This is a genomic window from Bradyrhizobium sp. AUGA SZCCT0283 (assembly GCF_018130385.1).
Lineage (GTDB): Bacteria > Pseudomonadota > Alphaproteobacteria > Rhizobiales > Xanthobacteraceae > Bradyrhizobium.
The window spans coordinates 266,805-285,112 of record NZ_JAFCLU010000001.1; the positions used below are offsets into that span (position 1 = coordinate 266,805).

Sequence of the window (18,308 nt, forward strand, 5' to 3'; positions counted from 1 at the left end):
GTCTATGTCAACTCAGCGGGTGTTCTTCCCTCCCGCCGGGCGGCCTACTAGTAGTTGCCGTAACAAATCATCACGAGTTTGAATCAACGCATGCTCCGCTTTGCGTTGTACTTCGGAGTTAAAGCGCGATGCCGGAATTGCGACGTTGATGGCCCCCAACGGTTCTCCGGCCGGGTCGAGCACCGAAACTCCTATGCCGACGATGCCCGGGGTCCACTCCTCAAGGGAATAGGCGAAGCCTTTGGCACGGATTTTTTCGATCTCCTGACGCAAGACCTTGACCGAATGGATGGTCTTCGGCGTCGCCCGCTCGAACTGAACACGAGCGAAATATTCCTTTTGAAAATCGCTTGGCATATGCGCCAGGATAGCTTTGCCGCCAGAGGTCGCGTAAAGCGGAGCCAGATCACCTAACCGCATATGAGTGACCAATCGATGCGGTCCGAGAACGGTCGCCACGACCTCCGCTTCGTCGCCTCTAAGAAGATTGAGCGCGCTACTTTCGCCGGTCTTACTTGTCAGTTCCGCCAGGAATGCTTCGGACAGAGTTGCTAGGTCCCGCATTCGCCCGACGCTCTGCGCCAAACGGAGCAATGCTTCACCGAGACGGTATCCACGACCGCTAACCGTGACCTCAACATAGCCGCGGGCAATCAGATTTTTCAGCAACTGAGAAAGGCTACTCTTGGGAATCTGCAACGTGTCCGCGATTTCGCTATGCGACATCTCGCGCCCCGCATGCGCCAACAACTCGAAAAGGTCGAGCACGCGATCGGCAGATTTTACCGCCGCCAAGCTTGTGTCACTCATAAAATGACGTCTCCGTTCATGTATATGAACTAATCTGTCATTCTGGGGAGCATGTCAACGCGACGCTTCTTTGTGCTGAGCAGCGGGGCGCCGCCGTCACGGGTGCATCATCTCAAGAACGCGCGCCGGCAATGCTGGGCGTGCTTGCGAACCAAAAACGCGGGATTTGGGCTCAGTCCCGCAAATATCAATAATGTTGCGGCACGGTCATGCCCTTATGATGCAACGCGCTCTCGTGCCAGCTCAATGAGCCGCGGATGCTTTCCTGAGCAAGCCTTCCCGAAAGAACGCAACTTGAGCGTCGAGCTGATAAAGCATGACTGCCTCACCAAGTTGGATCCGGCAGCCGCGCGCCTTGGCCTGTTGCAGAAATGGAGTGACCGGCGGCTTCATGACCACTTCGGCCACCATCATCTCCGGCGACAATAGCGTTGGGTCCAGCGGAAGAGGATCATCCTGACGCATGCCGAGTGGAGTCGCGTTCACGACCAGGGCTGCTCCGCTGGGGTCGGCCGTTTCAGCCGACTCGATCGCATAGTTGGCCTGCTGCAAGCGCTGCGCGAGCGCGTGGGCGCGAGTGGCAGAGACATCGAAGACGCGCACCGAAGCTCCGGCCAAAACCAGTTCCACGGCGACAGCAGAACCAGCGCCACCCGCACCAACAACGAAGGCGCTCTGCCCCTTCGGATCGAACCCGCGATCCATCAAGCCACGCACAAAGCCGACGCCGTCGAGAATATCACCGCTCCAGGATCCATCCGCTTCGCGACGAGCCACGTTAATCGCACTGACCAGACGCGCGCGCTCGGAGGAGCGATCAACCAGTTCGGCCATCGGAATCTTATGCGGCACGGTGATGACCAAACCATCGAGATTTCTGATCAGCTTCAGGCCGCCAAATGCTACCGGCAAGACGACGGCCGGCACATGCAGCGGCACAAGGGCCGCGTTGAGGCCGGCCTGACGCAGGCGCTGAGTCATTGGAGACGGTGCGCGCACCTGCGACACCGGATCACCAATGAGTCCGTAGATGCGCAACTGTCCGTTGGGAAAGCCGTCATCCAGGCCAATCGCTCCCGATGCCGCGGCATCGACTAAAGGCTCAGCGCCAGCCATGGCGGTGTAACTCTTGCCGAGCGTCGGCCATATCGGCGTCCGGTGTTTCAGAGATTAGTTCTACGATGCTTGTCCCTGAAAAGCCGATCTCCCGCAGAGCCTGCGCGACCGCGGCAAAATCGACGGCGGACCGTCCAATTGGAGCGTGGTCCCACTTGCTGCGGCTCGCATCCGAAATATGGACTTGGCGTAGCCAGCGGCCGGCTGTGCGGATGGCTTGAGTCTGGTCTTCGCCAACGAATTCTCCGTTCGCTACGTCGTACGCAATCCCGAGCTGATCGCTGCCGAACTCATCGAGAAACGTCACCATTTGCTGCACGGTTGGCATCGGACTCATATGGTGATTTTCCAGGATCAAACGCACACCCGCCCGCTCCGCGTGGGGAACAAGGGTTTCGAGGCCGGCCTTCAACCAACCATGCGCCGCTTCCAGCGGCGGCGGGACAAAGTTGGCTCGTCTTCCGGGAACAACGACGATCATCGGAACGCAGACCTCTTCGCAGAGGTCAATTATGTCAAGAAATTGCTGCACCGAGTATTCGCGCATCTGCAGCGTAACGCTGCATAGATTTTGATCGGTACTCGGCAAATTCAGCGAATCGAAGCTCAAGCCTTCGCCGGCGAGCAGGTTACGAAGCGCGCGACGTTGAGTTTTGTCGATGTCATAAGGCCACAAATGCGGTGGAATCGTCAGCACGTCGAAGCGACTGTAGCCCGCGCTTTTCAGACGCTGAAGAGCCGTTTCCAAGCCACATGTCTGGAGATAGGTCCATGTGCTTGCGCCAAGGGAGAGAGTTTCCACAAGATGATCCTTGAATTTGACGAGAAGCAAGATTACCGCAGAGCAACGACTTTAGGCTCTCTGGTCCCTGCTCAGCTCAATCCTTTGTTTAGCTTAGCAACGAGGCATCAAGGAACGGGACGACCTTCTCGATTACCGCTTCGGCAGCCTGTTCCGGCAAAAGATGACCGCAAGCTATGTCGAATCCTCGGACGTCGTCCGCCCAACGGCGCCAGACATCGGACGCCGTCAACGCGCCAGTTTCCATCCCGCTGGCAACAAGCCGTTCATCGGCCCAGAGCACCATTACGGGGCAAGTAATCCTATGTCCCGATGCCCGGTCAGCCGCATCATGATCGGCATCGACGTCATAAGCGGCCCGATAATCTTCGATCATCGCTTGGCGCACCGAGGTCTCACGAAACGCTTCGCGATAAGCGGCCACGGCGGCGGGGTGTAGCTTCTCGATCCCACCAGCCATCTGGTTCAGCGTGGCATCAAGAAAGGCATCGGGATCCGCCGCCAGCATGCGCTCCGGCAAATCGCCTGGCTGGACGAAAAGAAACCAGTGAAATGCTCCCTTGGCAAATTGCCGGTCGACGGCGGGCCAAACATCAAGTGTCGGCACCACGGCGAGCGAACAATAAGCGCTCACACTGTCCGGATGGTCGAGCGCGAGCCTATAACCGACGCGCGCTCCCCGATCATGTCCTACGACGGCAAAGCGATCGTGCCCGAGCGCGCGCATCATTGCGACGAGTTCCGTGCCGACTGCTCGCTTATGCCAAGGCCCGGCGTCTAGAACGCGGCTCTTCCCGTAGCCCGGCAGATCGGGTGCAATAACGGTGTAGCGCTCCGCTAACGCTGGCGCGACGTCGTGCCACGTGGCGTGACATTGCGGATAGCCATGCAACAAGAGAACCGGCGGCCCCTCTCCGCCTATTACGCCTGCGAAGCGCACGCGAGAGGTCGGATGCTCCAGCGCTGAAAATCCTTCGAACAGGTGCAAGGCTTGGCTCATGTAGATATCTTTCACAAATGTCGGAATGCCGATCGATTCAACTTCTTCCGCGCGATAAATCATCGGAGGGCGCGGATGAAGGTCAGCAAATCCTCCGCTAGCAATTCGGGCTCCTCGGTAGCCATGAAGTGTCCCCCGCGCGGTAAGACGCTCCAGCGCGCGATCTCGAACTGCCGGCGGGCAAAGGATTCAGGCGGTATGCCGCCGATCTCCGCGGCCGACAGGTAGAACCCGACCGGCACCTTGACTTGTGTGCCATCCACTCGTGCGCCGGGCGGCCAATCGTAGACAAAATATGGCAGGAACGATGTAGCGATCGTATTTGAGATCCAATATAGCGTGGCATGGCTGAGGATGATGTCCATGACCTCGGTGCTCGCGCAATTTAGCCCATCACTCCAGGAAGACCATTTCTCCGCCAGCCAAGCGGCTAGTCCTGCGGGAGAATCGCTCAGGCCATAAGCGAGACTGAGCGGTTTGGTCTGTTGAACGTGCATATAGCCGCCCTCCGCGGCAGCCCATTGATTGCGCTGGGCAAGATAGGCCTGCTCATCCTCTGTCGGTATCGCCTCGCCCGGCAGCACCAACCGGAGCGCATTCGAACTGACATGAATGCCCCTCACTCGCTGCGGATGTCGCACACCCAGCCACGACGTCACCCGCGCGCCGATATCACCGCCGCTGGCAAAAAATCGCTCGTATCCAAGCGACGTCATCGCGCGCGCCCACAGGTCGGCGATAGCAGCGCCAGTATAGGCTTCAAGCGTTCGTGCTGGAGAGGAAAACCCGAATCCTGGCAGCGACGGGATAACCAGATGGCAGGCATCTTCGGCACGCCCGCCGAACCGTTCCGGCTGAGTCATCCGCTCGATCAGCGGAACGATCTCCAGGAAGCTGCTGGGCCAGCCGTGCGTTATGATCACGGGCACCGCGTGTGCATGCGGACTTCGGACATGGAGAAGATGAACCGTCACATCATCAATGGTGACGTACTCATGTGGCAGCGCAGAAACGCGTTGCCGCAGAGATTCGAAGTCAAACTGAGTGGCCCAATAGTCCACCAGGCGCTTGGCATCATCACTGCTGGTGCCCAACGATCGATCATCACGCGAATCGTAAGAGGGCCAGCGCGTTGCCAAGAGTCGAGCCCGCAGAACGGCGATTTGCTCGCTGGTATCTGAAAGGCTGAAGATAGCGGTCATTTCGCGCTCAACTTGTTCAGCAACCGCTTTGTCCTTTCCGCGGCCAAGGTTGCACGTGCCGCTGGTGGCAATCCACCCCGGTGTTCGCTTGGGGCTTCGATAGCGATCGGTGTGTCGCGGGGAAATGCTCTAATGAAATCAGCGAGCCAAAGCCCACCTTCGCCCGGATAAAGCCGTCCTCCTCGTGATTCCGACCGCACACCTTCGGGCGCCGGTGGGATAGCCGGCGCATCACACAAGTGCATATAGGAGAACAGCGCCGGATCATATTGCGCTAGGTCCGCCGGGCTCCCGTCCGAACGGCTCAGATGCAGGGCATCGACCAGCACACCGGCATTCGCGGGACCGACGTCGCCCAGCATTGCCACAGCTTCTGCCAGAGAGCGAATCTGGGAATACGGAAGGAATTCCAACATCACCCGTACTCCTCTGAGATTGGCCGCGGCACAGAGACGGGAAAGGTTTTCTGCGAGGCGACCGCGATCGGGATCGTTGCCCGCGACGATCACGTGTCTGGCCCCTAGCTCGACGGCGACGTCGAGAGCGGGCTCAAGCGCCGCGACATCGCTTTCGGCCGAAAGCCAGATCGCCTCGACATCGAAAACTTCGAGACCCGTGTCGGCGAGCCGGCTCTTGATGCTGCGTATCATGCTCCGATCGCCGATGACTGGAACGACGTGATCCGTTGGAAACGGCGCCACGATACGCAACCCGATTGCATCATATCCTCCGGCCTCCGCGGCTTCGATCAGCGTAATCGGATCTGCGTCAATGACGGTGAAGTGGGCTAAAGAAAGCAACGGCAAGAGCTTGTCCTCATCGATCGCGGCCAAGGCGGCCCAATTGGTTATTCGCTCAGTATGATCGTTTGACCGGTGGCTGCCGCTTCCTTGACAGCGAGAGTCGCTTGGAGCGTACGTGTTCCGTCCAGGCCTGACACGAGTGGCGCCTCTTCGCGGCGAATGACGCGAGCGAAATGCTCGATCTGGCGCAAGTAAGTGTCCGCGCTTTCGACCGTTAAGACTTCCGCGTTGAGATCGCTGCGCCAACCTGGCTCGGCAACATCGCGATAGTTGTAGTAATCCAACGTCGGCAGCGTCACAGAGCCCTCTGTTCCTGCGAAAACATGTGTGCTGACCTTCTGCCGCTTCATACGATCGGACGTTCCTAGCATCAGGTCGAATTCGCCCGAGGCAAGATCCCATGAGAAGGGCGAGACAGCGGTGTCTGAAACACTGATCGTCCCGATAGCTCCGCTTTGGAAACGCAACAGCACCGCAGCAGTGTCCTCGACTGCGAATCCTCGCACTGCATTGGAGCTGAGGGCCTGGAGCGAGTGGATCTCACCGAACATGAAGCGGATCAGATCGATCTCATGAATGAGATTGATCAGGACCGGTCCGCCGCCGACCTGCCGCCGCCAATCGAGATCAAAATAGCTCGCCGGCTTCAGTTGGTTATACATGACCGTGGCTGTTACCGGCCGCCCGATGAGCCCGTCACGTATGGCCTGACGCACCCGTTGAACCGCCGTGTTGTGGCGACGATGATGGCCGACCAACACCGGCACATCCCGCCCCTCCGCCTCTTTGCACATGGCGTGCGCGGTCTCGACCCGATCGGCCACCGGTTTTTCGACCAATACTGCGATGCCTCGTTCGATGCAGGCGAGCGCGACCGGTACGTGCTCCGCATTCGGCACCGCGACGACTACTCCGTCGAGTGTCTCGTTTTCCAACATTTCGCGGTAGTCGGCGTAGGCCGGGATGCTCTCGGCGCGAGCGAAATCCAAGGCCGAAGGCGTCGGATCGGCGACCGCGATCAGCGTTGTCTGAGCCGACTCCCGGATGACCTTCCAGTGAGCTTTGCCAATCGTGCCGAGGCCGATGATGCCGATACGTACTGAAGCCACTCTAGCTCTTCCTTCTTGCTTACGCGATTGCTTCTCGCGCGAACGAGGCTGGCTCTTCGTCTTGAACCACGCCAAGGAGCCTGGCCTGAAGTGCATGGTCCTTCGCCAACTCGGCGGCCTTACCCTCGAACGCGACTGCGCCGTTGACGAGCACGTAGGCCTTGTCGACGATGGTCAGTACGGTCTCGGCGTGGTGTTCCACCACGATCATCGCGACCTTTCCGCGCAACTTGACGAGCGCCTCCATCACCTCGTTGACGACCGCCGGGGCAAGGCCTTCGAACGGTTCGTCGAGCAGGATCAGCTTGCTGGGCACGACAAGGGCGCGAGCGATAGCAACCATCTGGCGCTCGCCGCCCGATAGGTTTTCCGCCTTCGCTTTTTGACGGGTTTGAAGACGGGGAAACAGTTCGAACACTTCAGCGATGCTGATACCACCCGGCCGCGCTGCGAGTTGAAGGTTTTCCATAACGGTGAGATTTGGGAACAGGCGGCGGCCTTCCGGAACCAATGAAATACCGAGTCTGTTGATTTGATACGGCTTGAGTCCGTTAAGTGTGGCACCATTGAATGTGATTGCACCTGCGCTCAACGGTAAGCTTCCAGTAAGCGCTCTGAGCAACGTCGTCTTGCCGACACCGTTGCGGCCGAGAAGCGCGACCGCCTCACCTTCATGAACCGTTAGATTCACTCCAGAGAGCACCGTACTGCCGGAATAACCCGCCGCTATGGCCTTCGCGTCCAGCAGCAGACGGCCTGAGGCATGGACGAGCCGCTCCACCGCTGGAGTTGTCTGCCGCTCGCTTCCCTTGCTGGCGCCCAGATAAGCCGCAATCACCTCCGGATTTGCAGCCACCTGCGCGGGCTTGCCATCGGCGATAATCCGTCCCTGATGCAGAACAGATATACGATCCGAGATGGCCAGAACCCGGTCGATGTCGTGTTCGATCAGCAGCACAGCGTGCTTTTCAGCAAGCCGTTTGATCAGATCGGCTACCACGACACGATCTGCCTCTGCTAGACCGGCAAGTGGCTCGTCAAGCAGTAGCAGTTTGGAGTCGATCGCGAGTGTGACAGCAATTTCCAGCAGGCGCTTGGCTCCGTGAGGGAGATTGACGCAAGGGTCGGCCGCCCGGTCGGCTAGACCGACCGCATCGAGAATCGACCAGGCTCTATCGTTTATGCTCGTCAGGTCATGAGCGTCGAAGAAAAGCCCGCCTAAGCCGTGGCGCTGAGCCTGCACTGCAACCCGCACGTTTTCGAATACGGTCAGGTTGGGAAAGATTGACAGGATCTGAAACGAACGGCTGATGCCAAGACGCGCACGTGCATGGATCGGCAAGTGCGTGATGTCCGCGTCTTCGAACGATATCTGCCCCCCACTCACCGGCAAGACGCCGGTGAGCATGTTGTACAGCGTTGTCTTACCGGCCCCATTCGGGCCGATGATGCTGTGGAGCACAAAGGGGCGAATCTGGAGATCAATCTCCTTCGCCGTGACGAGGCTACCGAAATTCTTGGAAAGCTTTCGCGTTTCGAGGATCGGCCTGGTCGGATCGATTGCCAAGGCCGCGCTTTCATAAGGTTTGATTGCGTGAGGCCGGGGCGGAATCGTGTTGTTGGTCAACGTCCAGCGTTGGCGACGCATCGCTCGCTGTGCCAACCCCTGCATTCCTTCGGGCGACATCAATGCGAAGAGAATCAGCACGGGCGCGAAGATCAGCCACCAGCTTTCCGTGAGCGCCGACAGGCGGTTCTCCAGAACAATGAAGGCGATGGCCCCCCAGAGCGGACCGAGGAAATGGTGGACGCCGCCGAGGACCGTCATCAACAGGCTGTCACCGGCATGCTGCCAGCTCAGATTGTCGGCATAGACGCCCTGGAGCATCAGGGTCAGTAGAGCGCCGGAATAACCTACGACTGCCGCCATGAGCGTGAAACCACCGAGACGGATGAGGTAGACATTGTAGCCGAGACTGCTTGCACGCTGTTCGTTGTCGCGCACGGCCTGAAGCGCGCGTCCGAAGGGCGAGTGCGCCAGGCGCCACATGAGCCACATGGCAAGAATCACCGTGACGACCACGAAGATGTGGAACGACGTGTCCCTGGTAAAGCTGGGGCGCGCCAGTCCCTGAATGCCGTTCTCGCCGCCCGTGACCGAAGTCCATTTGAACGCGACCTCAAAGGCGATCTGCGAGACGGCGAGCGTCAACAGCGAGAAATACAAGCCCTTGCGGCGCAGAATGACCGCACCGATGGCTAGTCCGAGCAGGATCGAGAACAGAATCGATAGAGCCAGCGCGGCAAACTCGTTGCCAACCCCACCAAGCAGGAAGAATGCCGCCGCGTAGCTCGCGCAGCCGAAAAAGACGGATGCACCGAACGGAACCAGGCCCGTGTAGCCGACAAGCAGATTCACCCCGGCACCATAAAGCGTATAGATCGCAATCTGCGTGACAAGTGAAACCGGTGCGCCGAGCGCGAGCCAGAGAGCGGTCAATGCGGAGAGGACGGCGGCGACCCAAAGAACGGGATGTCGCAGGATCGATCGGACTTTCATTCGAACCTCTCCCACTTCTCGCCGAAGAGGCCGCGCGGACGCACCAGGAGAATGATTGCCATGAGGATGTACATTGCGGCACTGGACCAATCGGGATGAAACTGAATGGTCATCGACGTCACGACGCCGACAAGGACGCCGGCAATGATCGCACCGGCATAGGAACCAAGACCGCCGATGGTGACGATCACGAAAGCGGGCATGATCGCGCCCGCAGCCATCGAAGGATTGACCGTCCAGAGCGGACCCGCGAGCATGCCGGCGAGACCGGCGAGCAGGCAGCCAATACCGAAAACACTGCTCAGGGCGATCGGAAGGTTGATGCCGAGAAGGCCCACCATCTCTGCGTCGCGCGATCCAGCCCGAATGATCCGCCCGAACGGCGTGTACCTGAGAAAACTCCAGAAGGCGATGAGCGCGAAGACCGTAACGACCAGCACGGCGATGCGGTACTTCGTGATCAGGATCGGGCCATATTCCACGAACCCTGACAGGAATTTCGGCGGGCTGAAGGGAAGCGGTGCGGCGCCGAACACGAGACGAAGGATTGCCTCGGCGAACAGGGCCAGCGCAAACGTGAGAATCAGGCCGAGTAGCGGTTCCTTTCCGTAGAGCCGTCGTATCAGTGCCACCTCTACAATTACACCGATGAGGCCGGTGATAGTCGGCGCAACCAGCGCTGCCGCCCAGCCGAACTCTCGACTCAACGTCAATGCGAGATACGCACCGATGGCGAAGAACGCACCATGCGCAAAATTGACGATGCCGAGCATTCCGAAAATGACCGACAAGCCTACGGCAATCAGAACGTAGAGAAAGCCCAGAACCAGACCGTTCACGGCCTGGGATACGATCATGTCGAACATGAAGCACTCCCATCGGGCGGGCCGCGTTTTCCCTCGGGAACTGCGGCACCGCTTATCCGTGACCGGCTCTCAGAGCTTGTCCATCTTGCACGCGCTTTGGGCTTGGCTACCGAAGACCGTTTCGATCTCGCGGTCAGTCGAAGGCGTTTCAGCTAGGATGTCGAAATAATCCCATTTGTCGGTGATTTTGGGCTTGATACCAACTACGAGCAGACGGTTGACCATCTGGTGATCGAACGCGCGATAACCTGCCTTGACGCCACCGCGCTGAACGCTCCAATTTTCGAGCGCGTTGACGATCGCTCCGGGCTCCGTCGTTTTCGCCGCTTCGATCGAATCGAGCATTGCGTTCATCGCCATCCACCCCATCCAGGCTTTGTCGGCTGCCGGGCGTTTGTATTTCTGCTCATAGCTCGCCGCCATTGCTTGTTCTTCCGGCGGGTTGTTAGGATTCTTGTGGTACCAGTTGAGCGTGAACAGACCGTCGGCGGCTTCCGGGCCTACGCCCCAGAGATCAGTGGCGCCGACGGCGATTTCTGCGAACGGAATCTTGCCCTTCATGCCCAATTCGTTCCACTGTTTCAAAAACGTGGAAATATCGCTGCCCGGTACCCCGCCCACAACTACGTCTGGCTTGGCGGCGCGAATCTTGAGAATGAAGGAACTGTAGTCAGCGGTGTTGACCGGCACTTCATCGGCACCGACGATTGTGATTCCGTTGGCCGCAGCGAATTCGGTGAATGAGCGTTTGATATCCTGCCCGAAGGCAAAAGCCGCAGTGATGAGATACCATTTCTTGCCGAGACCTGCGCAATACGGCGCAAGAACACGAGTGTGAACATCCGCGGGCGGCTGAAGACGGAAGGTATACTTGTTGCAAAGCCGACCAGTGAGATCGATCGCCCCGGCATTGGGAGCGACGAATGGGAGCTTGGCCTTCTTCACCACCGCCGAGATTGCCAGCGCGCTTGGGCTCAGCGAGCCACCAACAATGCCGACGACTTTGTGTTCGCCGATCAAGCGCTCCGCATTTTGCTGTGCGGCCTGTGAAGTCGGCTCATCGAGCCAAATGACTTCCGCTTGGCGACCCAGAAGAGAATTTTTGCGGGCTTCGAGCGCCAGCAAACTGCCTTGCGCCATATACTCCGCTTGATCCGCCACGGCTCCTGTCTTGGCGTAGATCATTCCAATCTTGATCGGATCTGAGGCGGCAGCGCTCCGGATATACGGCATGCCGAACTCCGAAGCAGTTGCGCTCGCCAAAACGACGCCGCCCGCACCACCGATCAATGCACGGCGACTAATCTTGATCGCATGGCGCGATGAATTGGATGACATACCTTCCTCCCTCAATGTTTCGGCTTGCGGCTCTCAAGAGCTCTTCAGATAGTTGCCGCCCACGGGCGGCCGGCTTAGTTCTTGTCTATGAACACGTTCGTGTATATGTTCGATAAGATTAGATGTCAACTCAATCGAAGCGGCTTGCGAGAAGGACGCTGCTTGGGATTGCATTTAACGACCTCTTGGTCTATATTTCAATTGGAAACTTTATTTTCTTCGCTTGCGGACCGATTGATCTGCAGGAAGCTCTCCGTTTGCGACTTTCAAAGCTGGAATGTTGCTGTTAGCGCAGCGCGAGATCGGACTTCCCTACCTCGTGTGGCGGAGACCGGAGCGTGCAATGGGCAAGGTTCGCTCCGTGAGCAAACATCCGTCGCCACAGATCTGCTTTCTCAAAATTCGGAAGGGATACCAAACCAAGCCTGCTTGACAATCGTACATATGTGCGAAGATGTTCCTATCTGTGAGCAACACGTTTAGTCCGGAGGATGAAGTTCATGCATCGCAGACAGTTTATCGGAAACGCCGTGACAGGAATCGCCGCTGCGGGTTCTGTGCTCGTGAGTTCGGAGGGTGCTACAAGTGCCGAAGCCAGACTGCCATTGACTTTCGTGCTTGTGCACGGGGCCTGGCATGGAGGTTGGTGCTATCGGGACGTCGCCGCCGAACTCCGCGCCAAGGGACACACGGTATTTACTCCGACACTTACGGGTTTGGGGGAGCGCTCTCATCTAAACGGTCAAAACATCACGCTTGAGACCCACATCAGGGATGTCTGCGGGGTCATCGAGGCGGAAGAACTCTCCAATGTTGTCCTTTGCGGCCACTCTTATGGCGGCATGGTGATAACGGGCGTGGCCGACCGGATGAGCTCGCGCATTCGAACGATGGTATATTTGGACGCTTTTGTTCCCGAGCATGAGCAATCGCTAAACAAATGCCTCGAACTCGCCTTATCACCCGAGAACTCCAAGGCCTTTATCGGGGGATTTCGCGGAAGCGCCATCAAGAGCAATAGTGGTCTAATGGCTCCTCAGCCGGCCGAAGGTTTCAAAGTCGTCGCAGATAAGCGTGCGTGGGTTGATCGGCGCTGCGTTTCTCAGGCGCTGGCAACTTTCGAGACACCGGTCCTGCTCACCGGAGCCGCTTCATCAATCAAGGAGCGCGTGTTCATCTTGGCCGAAGGCTGGGACCCAAGCCCGTTCCGCTACTACGCCGCGAAGGTAACCGGGCTACCAGGTTGGCGCGTTACCAAAATGCCGTGCGGTCATGACCTCATGGTGGACATGCCACTTGAGCTTGCCCGCGAACTTGTGAATCTTTCGTAGGGTGTGTCTAGGTCTGCGATCCCTCCCAAACTTGACCGGGATATCCAACGATCCCGGTCTCTTTGGTAGAGTGACAATACTTGGGATGTGGCCACCCAGATGCACCGCGTCTTTCAGAGATTTATTGATCTTCTGTCGAGTGCCAAGGACACGGCGGATTTTTCAGAAGTACTTGCAGTCACGGCGACAGCTTTGGATCTGTCTTGCTTTGCATATCTCGCGCTACCGCATAGACCACAGGGAGAACCTCGCCCTATCTCCACATATCCGTCTAGTTGGACATCCCACTATCTACGCAGCAACTATCAGTCCATCGATCCTGTCATCATAGCGGCGCTTCAGACTGTCGAGCCTTTCCGCTGGGGAGTTGATTTGCGATCGAGATCCTCCTCAATCGCAGAGCAGCGGCTGTTTGATGAGGCCGCGCAATTCGGGATAAAATTCGGATTCGCTATTCCTATTCACGACGGTCGCGGCCCTGTGGCTGCCCTCACTTTTGCCTCTGATCATCGCAGTTCTCCTTTCGAGAACAGCGTCACGGCACAAGCACGTGTGCTCCAACTCATGGCGCTGTACTTTCATGCTCATGTCCGACGACAACTGAATAGCGCAACGAATGTTGCAGCGACGCCTCTGTCGCCACGCGAACTTGAGTGTCTCGAATGGGCGTCACAGGGAAAGAGTGCTTGGGAGACCGGACGAATTCTCGGCATCTCGCGGCACACAGTGGCATCTTACCTCGACAGCCAGGCAGAAGAACGTCCACATCGAAATCCCGGAGGTTTGCGGCCTGGCGCATGACATTCTCCCGCGTGAATCGTCGCCGCATTTCCTCAGGACTTCGACCAGGGTTTGCGTCGCCATATAAGAGGAAATGTAGGATTGGTCTGACCGAGCACCGGGTTAGGCGGTGACGGAGGTCCGATCACATTCATCCGCCAAGATGAAGATATTCCGCGCGCACCGACCAGCGATCGTTGACGGGATATTGCGCACCAACGCCCGCGATCCAGCCGGCCAGCGCGTCAGATCGTGCGCCGACATACGTGGTCGGAACGCTGGGAAATGCTGCACTGGCGGCGCCCGGTCGCCGCGCTGCTCCGCCATCGCGGCATTCGCTCGAAGCGCGGAGGACCACCTTTCGCGGCCGCGCGCGGGGGACGCCACCCCCGGGAGTTCCCTTGCTGTTCGTCGCTCACAGCCAGGTGAATGCGACCCTCCTGAAAGCAGATCTTGATGATGTCGCCTTCTTCGACAAGGCCGACGACACTGCCAGCCGCGGCCTCAGGATAGACATGATCGATGTGTTCGCATTGGCTGGCGGGGTGGCAATGACTATCTTCGAGCGCGAAGCAATGTAAGTTATTCTTCTGGATGCGGGCCAATTTGGCGGACCGCGAACGCCGTTGCCCCGCTTCCAGCGCCCATCGCATGCTCGAACGTCGCTCCCGGCAACGCGGTCGTTTGGCTGACATGCCATTGTCGTGCATCAACGACGAACTGCTGGAACAGTTTGATCTGTCCCCTTGTGTGTCGCCGTGGCCGCCGCGAACGCCTGCTTTCCCCTTTGGGCCCAGAGCGTGCGGGCCTGGTTACCTTGGTCACTTTGAAGCTTCTCGGTCATCCAGAGCAGCGCGCCGAAGATGATGGCGCGGTCGTCGCCGGTGAGGTCCACGACGCCAGCTTTCACGACGAGGCCGCCGAGTTCAATCAGATGCTGCGTGCGCTTGCGGCGCTCGACCTGCCAAGCACGCATGTCATGTCGCGCCCTTGCGGCCTGGTGCCGGTTGCGCACTGCCCGGTTGCGCCGGAGCGCCGCCAGCGTCGCGGTCAGGTGCCGGAGCAGATCGCCGCGGCCGGCCTTGAAAGAACGCGGCCCCGCGCTTGGCCCATGCCTCCCTCTTTCCGGCTTCCTTCGTCTCGGCCAGCACGATTAGCGCACCCGCCAATTCATTGGCGGTGAGTGTGTCAGCCCCGGTGGCGATAACCAGTTCGCCGAGCTGCCGCACCTTGCGGGTTTTCAACCCACGCGCCTTGTCTTCGAGCGCCTTCAACTCCGCGTCAAAGTCCCGTGGCTTGCGCATCATGTCCTCCGTGAGCTGTCGATGGAGCTGTTATAGTTGAGCAGCCAGCGGAATGCTGTAAGGCTGCCGGGACAGCCTGGGACGGGGTAGTCCCGCCCGAGAATTTTTCGAGGGAGGGCGCGCTTATACGTCGTTCCGACGTGCGCCTGATCGTGTCAGTGATCCGGTCGCGATGGCGATCTATCATCTTCACGTCAAGGTCATTGGCCGCAAATCTGGCTCAAGCGCAGTGGCGTCAGCCGCCTACCGCTCGGGCTCGCGGCTGCGCGACGAGCGGCTGGACCGCAGCCACGATTTTTCCGGCAAGCGCGGCGTGGTCCATTCCGAGGTGCTGCTGCCGGAGAACGCCCCAGAGGCCTGGAACGACCGCGAGCGGCTGTGGAACGACGCCGAGGCGTTCGAAATCCGCAAGGACGCGCAGCTTGCCCGCGAGGTGGAATTCGCCATTCCACGCGAGATGACGCAGCCTCAGGGGATTGAGCTTGCCCGCGACTTCGTTCGAAGCGAGTTCGTTAACCGGGGCATGATCGCCGATCTCAATGTGCACTGGGACACGGCCGAGGACGGCATGCCTAAACCGCATGCCCATGTCATGCTCACCATGCGCGCGGTGGACGAGAACGGCTTTGGCCGAAAGGTGCGGGATTGGAACCGCACGGAGATGGTCGAGCGCTGGCGCGAACGCTGGGCCGAGGTTTCCAACGATCGCCTGGCCGAACTCGACATCGACGCGCGCATTGACCATCGCAGTCTGGAAGCGCAGGGCCTCGCGCTGGAGCCGCAAAGCCAGATCGGTGCGCCCGCCAAGCGTATTGAGGATCGGCGCATAGACGGCGAAGGCACTCAGGCCGATCGCGCCGAGATGCACCGCGAGATCGCGCGCGGCAATGGTGAACGGATCATTGCGAGTCCTTCCACCGCACTGGACGCGATCACCCAGCAGCAATCGACCTTCACGAACCGCGACCTGGCGAAGTTCGCGCATCGGCACAGCGATGGTCTCGACCAGTTCAACGAGGTCATGGGCGCGATGCGCGGCGCGCCCGATCTGGTCGAACTCGGCAAGGACACTCGCGGCGAGGACCGCTTCACCACCCGCGAGATGATCGAGGCCGAACAGCGCCTGCACCATGCCGCCGAACTGATGGCGGAACGGGAACGGCATGAGGTAAATGACGCTGACAGGCGCGCGGCGCTGGCGAGAGCGGAAACGCGCGGGCTTGTGCTTTCCCGCGAGCAGGAAAGCGCGCTGGCGCATATCACCGATGGGCGCGATCTTGGGATCGTGGTTGGCCATGCCGGAACGGGCAAAAGCGCCATGCTGGGCCTGGCGCGGGAAGCCTGGGAAACCGCCGGCTACGAGGTCCGCGGCGTGGCGCTGTCCGGCATCACCGCGGAAAATCTCGAAAGCGGATCGGGCATATCGTCCCGCACCATTGCCAGCATGGAACATGGCTGGGGACAGGGCCGCGATCTGCTCACAACCGGCGATGTCCTTGTCATCGATGAGGCGGGCATGGTCGGCACGCGCCAGCTAGAGCGCGTGCTGTCCCATGCTGCCGAGGCCGGAGCCAAGGTGGTGCTGGTTGGCGATCCGCAACAACTGCAGGCGATCGAGGCGGGTGCGGCCTTCCGCTCGATCCACGAGCGACACGGCGGGGCGGAAATCGGAGAGGTGCGCCGTCAGCTTGACGATTGGCAGCAGGACGCCACGCGTGATCTGGCCACTGGCAGAACCGGTATTGCGCTTGACGCCTACGGCTCCCACGGCATGGTGCACGAATCCCAGACCCGCGAGCAGGCGCGCGGCGATCTGATCGAGCGCTGGGACCGCGACCGGCAGGCGTCGCCTGACAAGAGGCGGATCATCCTCACTCATACCAACGACGAGGTCCGCGCACTGAACGAGGCAGCGCGCGAGCGGATGCGGGCCGCCGGCGATCTGGGCGATGACGTCCACCTGACCGTCGAACGTGGCGCGAGAAATTTTGCCAGCGGGGACCGAGTCATGTTCCTGCAGAATGAGCGCGGCCTTGGCGTGAAGAACGGCACGCTCGGGACCATCGAGCAGGTCAGCGCGCAATCCATGACCGTACAGACCGACGACGGCCGATCCGTGCGATTCGACATCAAGAATTATAACCGGATCGACCATGGCTATGCTGCCACCATCCACAAGGCGCAGGGCATGACTGTCGACCGCGCCCATGTGCTGGCGACGCCTGGGATGGAGGCCCATGGAAGCTATGTCGCCCTGTCGCGGCACCGTGACGGCGTGGAGCTGCACTATGGCCGCGACGATTTTGCCAATGAGGACCGGCTTGTCCGAACCCTGTCGCGCGATCGCGCCAAGGACATGGCATTGGACTACGAACGCGCCGATCCGGCGCAGAGCTATGCGGAGCGGCGTGGGATCACCTTCCGCGAGCGCGTGGCCGAGATCGTGCGCAAGGTGCCGGAAAAGCTGCGCGACATGTTCGACGGCCTTCGCTCTCCTGGAGATGCGCCCGGCCCGGATGACGGACGGAGGCCGGAGCGCGAAACGCCGGAAAGGGAAAGGGCCAGTACGGGAGCCGCGCGGCCCGCAACCGAAGCACCGGAACGGAGAGTGGAAGAGGCGGAAAAGGAATTGCGTCGCGTGCGTACCCGAGCGCTCGTGCGCCATGCCCGCGCTGTAGATGCGATCTTCGAGGCGCAGGAGATGGACGGGGAGGCAAGTCCCGAGCAGGTGAAAGAACTACAAAAGGCCCGCCAGGCCTTCGAGGAGGTGCGGCCTTATGGCTCCCACGACGCCGAAGCAGCCTACAAGAAGAACCCGGAACTGGCCCGCGAGGCGGCGAGCGGCCGAGTCAACCGTGCTATCCGCGCGCTCCAGCTCGAAACCGCACTTCGCATCGATCCGAGCCGCCGCGCCGACCGTTTCGTGGAGCGCTGGCAGAAGCTAGACCATACCAGCCGGCGCCAGTATCAGGCGGGCGACATCTCCGGCTACAAGGCCACGCGCTCGGCGATGGGCGACATGGCCAAAAGCCTTGAACGCGATCCGCAACTGGAGTCCATCCTCGCCAATCGCAAACGGGAGCTCGGCATCGCGTTCGAATCAGGCCGCCGGCTCGGCCACGAATTGGCTTTCACCCACGGCATCGACATCGGCAGAGGCCGGGGCCTCGGAATTTGACCAATCCGATTTACTGCCGACTCTTCGCCACAGTGCGGTGACGTGGGAAATCCTCTTGCGTATCCTTGAATGCCTGCCCTGTCTGGTCTCAGCAGTCGTCAGAAACAGC

Annotated in this window: 15 protein-coding genes and 1 pseudogene; 3 read left to right on the forward strand and 13 right to left on the reverse strand. The window is 59.8% G+C overall.

Annotated elements, in window-relative coordinates; translation table 11 throughout:
- Positions 1 to 12 precede the first annotated feature (12 nt).
- From JQ624_RS01260 to JQ624_RS01305, 10 genes are all read right to left on the reverse strand, one after another.
- Positions 13 to 810, reverse strand: coding sequence for an IclR family transcriptional regulator (locus tag JQ624_RS01260; protein WP_212417014.1), 798 nt, complete (start codon positions 808 to 810; stop codon positions 13 to 15).
- A gap of 243 nt (positions 811 to 1,053) precedes the next feature.
- The gene (locus JQ624_RS01265; protein WP_212417015.1) at positions 1,054 to 1,926 is read right to left on the reverse strand and encodes a shikimate dehydrogenase; all 873 of its coding nucleotides are present in this window, start codon (positions 1,924 to 1,926) and stop codon (positions 1,054 to 1,056) included.
- Entirely contained in the window at positions 1,913 to 2,758 is an 846-nt protein-coding gene (locus JQ624_RS01270) for a sugar phosphate isomerase/epimerase (protein ID WP_212417016.1), read from the reverse strand. Before JQ624_RS01270 ends, JQ624_RS01265 begins: the two co-directional genes overlap by 14 nt.
- Positions 2,759 to 2,816: 58 nt before the next feature.
- Positions 2,817 to 3,791 carry an alpha/beta fold hydrolase gene (locus JQ624_RS01275; protein WP_249129235.1) on the reverse strand — a complete coding sequence of 325 codons (975 nt, stop codon included), beginning with the start codon at positions 3,789 to 3,791 and terminating at the stop codon, positions 2,817 to 2,819.
- Positions 3,788 to 4,930, reverse strand: coding sequence for an epoxide hydrolase family protein (locus JQ624_RS01280; RefSeq protein ID WP_212417017.1), 1,143 nt, complete (start codon positions 4,928 to 4,930; stop codon positions 3,788 to 3,790). Before JQ624_RS01280 ends, JQ624_RS01275 begins: the two co-directional genes overlap by 4 nt.
- Entirely contained in the window at positions 4,927 to 5,763 is an 837-nt protein-coding gene (locus tag JQ624_RS01285) for a sugar phosphate isomerase/epimerase (RefSeq protein WP_212417018.1), read from the reverse strand. The genes JQ624_RS01280 and JQ624_RS01285 overlap by 4 nt, the downstream gene beginning before the upstream one ends.
- Before the next feature lie 14 nt (positions 5,764 to 5,777).
- Positions 5,778 to 6,842 carry a Gfo/Idh/MocA family protein gene (locus JQ624_RS01290; protein WP_212417019.1) on the reverse strand — a complete coding sequence of 355 codons (1,065 nt, stop codon included), beginning with the start codon at positions 6,840 to 6,842 and terminating at the stop codon, positions 5,778 to 5,780.
- A gap of 19 nt (positions 6,843 to 6,861) precedes the next feature.
- Positions 6,862 to 9,402 carry a branched-chain amino acid ABC transporter ATP-binding protein/permease gene (locus tag JQ624_RS01295; protein WP_212417020.1) on the reverse strand — a complete coding sequence of 847 codons (2,541 nt, stop codon included), beginning with the start codon at positions 9,400 to 9,402 and terminating at the stop codon, positions 6,862 to 6,864.
- Positions 9,399 to 10,268, reverse strand: a complete 870-nt coding sequence (locus JQ624_RS01300) for a branched-chain amino acid ABC transporter permease (protein WP_212417021.1) — start codon at positions 10,266 to 10,268, stop codon at positions 9,399 to 9,401. Before JQ624_RS01300 ends, JQ624_RS01295 begins: the two co-directional genes overlap by 4 nt.
- Before the next feature lie 69 nt (positions 10,269 to 10,337).
- A complete protein-coding gene (locus JQ624_RS01305; protein WP_212417022.1) occupies positions 10,338 to 11,606 on the reverse strand; it encodes an ABC transporter substrate-binding protein in 1,269 nt (422 codons plus the stop codon).
- A gap of 500 nt (positions 11,607 to 12,106) precedes the next feature.
- Here JQ624_RS01305 and JQ624_RS01310 point away from each other — a divergent pair, with 500 nt between their 5' ends.
- Both JQ624_RS01310 and JQ624_RS01315 read left to right on the forward strand, forming a co-directional pair.
- Complete coding sequence (locus JQ624_RS01310) at positions 12,107 to 12,937, forward strand: alpha/beta fold hydrolase (protein ID WP_212417023.1); 831 nt, start codon at positions 12,107 to 12,109, stop codon at positions 12,935 to 12,937.
- A 99-nt stretch (positions 12,938 to 13,036) separates the two neighbouring features.
- Positions 13,037 to 13,627, forward strand: a pseudogene (locus tag JQ624_RS01315) (autoinducer binding domain-containing protein); the annotation flags it as partial.
- Between the two features lie 335 nt (positions 13,628 to 13,962).
- On the opposite strand, the gene JQ624_RS01320 reads toward JQ624_RS01315, so the two are convergent.
- From JQ624_RS01320 to JQ624_RS01330, 3 genes are read right to left on the reverse strand one after another with little or no spacing between them, the layout of a single operon-like run.
- Positions 13,963 to 14,427: a dihydroxy-acid dehydratase gene (locus tag JQ624_RS01320; protein ID WP_212417438.1), complete on the reverse strand. Its 465-nt coding sequence runs from the start codon at positions 14,425 to 14,427 to the stop codon at positions 13,963 to 13,965.
- Complete coding sequence (locus tag JQ624_RS01325; RefSeq protein WP_212417025.1) at positions 14,427 to 14,693, reverse strand: conjugal transfer protein TraD; 267 nt, start codon at positions 14,691 to 14,693, stop codon at positions 14,427 to 14,429. The genes JQ624_RS01320 and JQ624_RS01325 overlap by 1 nt, the downstream gene beginning before the upstream one ends.
- Before the next feature lies 1 nt (position 14,694).
- A complete protein-coding gene (locus JQ624_RS01330) occupies positions 14,695 to 15,021 on the reverse strand; it encodes a conjugal transfer protein TraD (RefSeq protein ID WP_212417026.1) in 327 nt (108 codons plus the stop codon).
- Positions 15,022 to 15,193: 172 nt separating this feature from the next.
- Here JQ624_RS01330 and traA point away from each other — a divergent pair, with 172 nt between their 5' ends.
- Positions 15,194 to 18,199, forward strand: coding sequence for a Ti-type conjugative transfer relaxase TraA (gene traA / locus JQ624_RS01335; protein WP_212417027.1), 3,006 nt, complete (start codon positions 15,194 to 15,196; stop codon positions 18,197 to 18,199).
- The last annotated feature ends 109 nt before the right edge of the window (positions 18,200 to 18,308 follow it).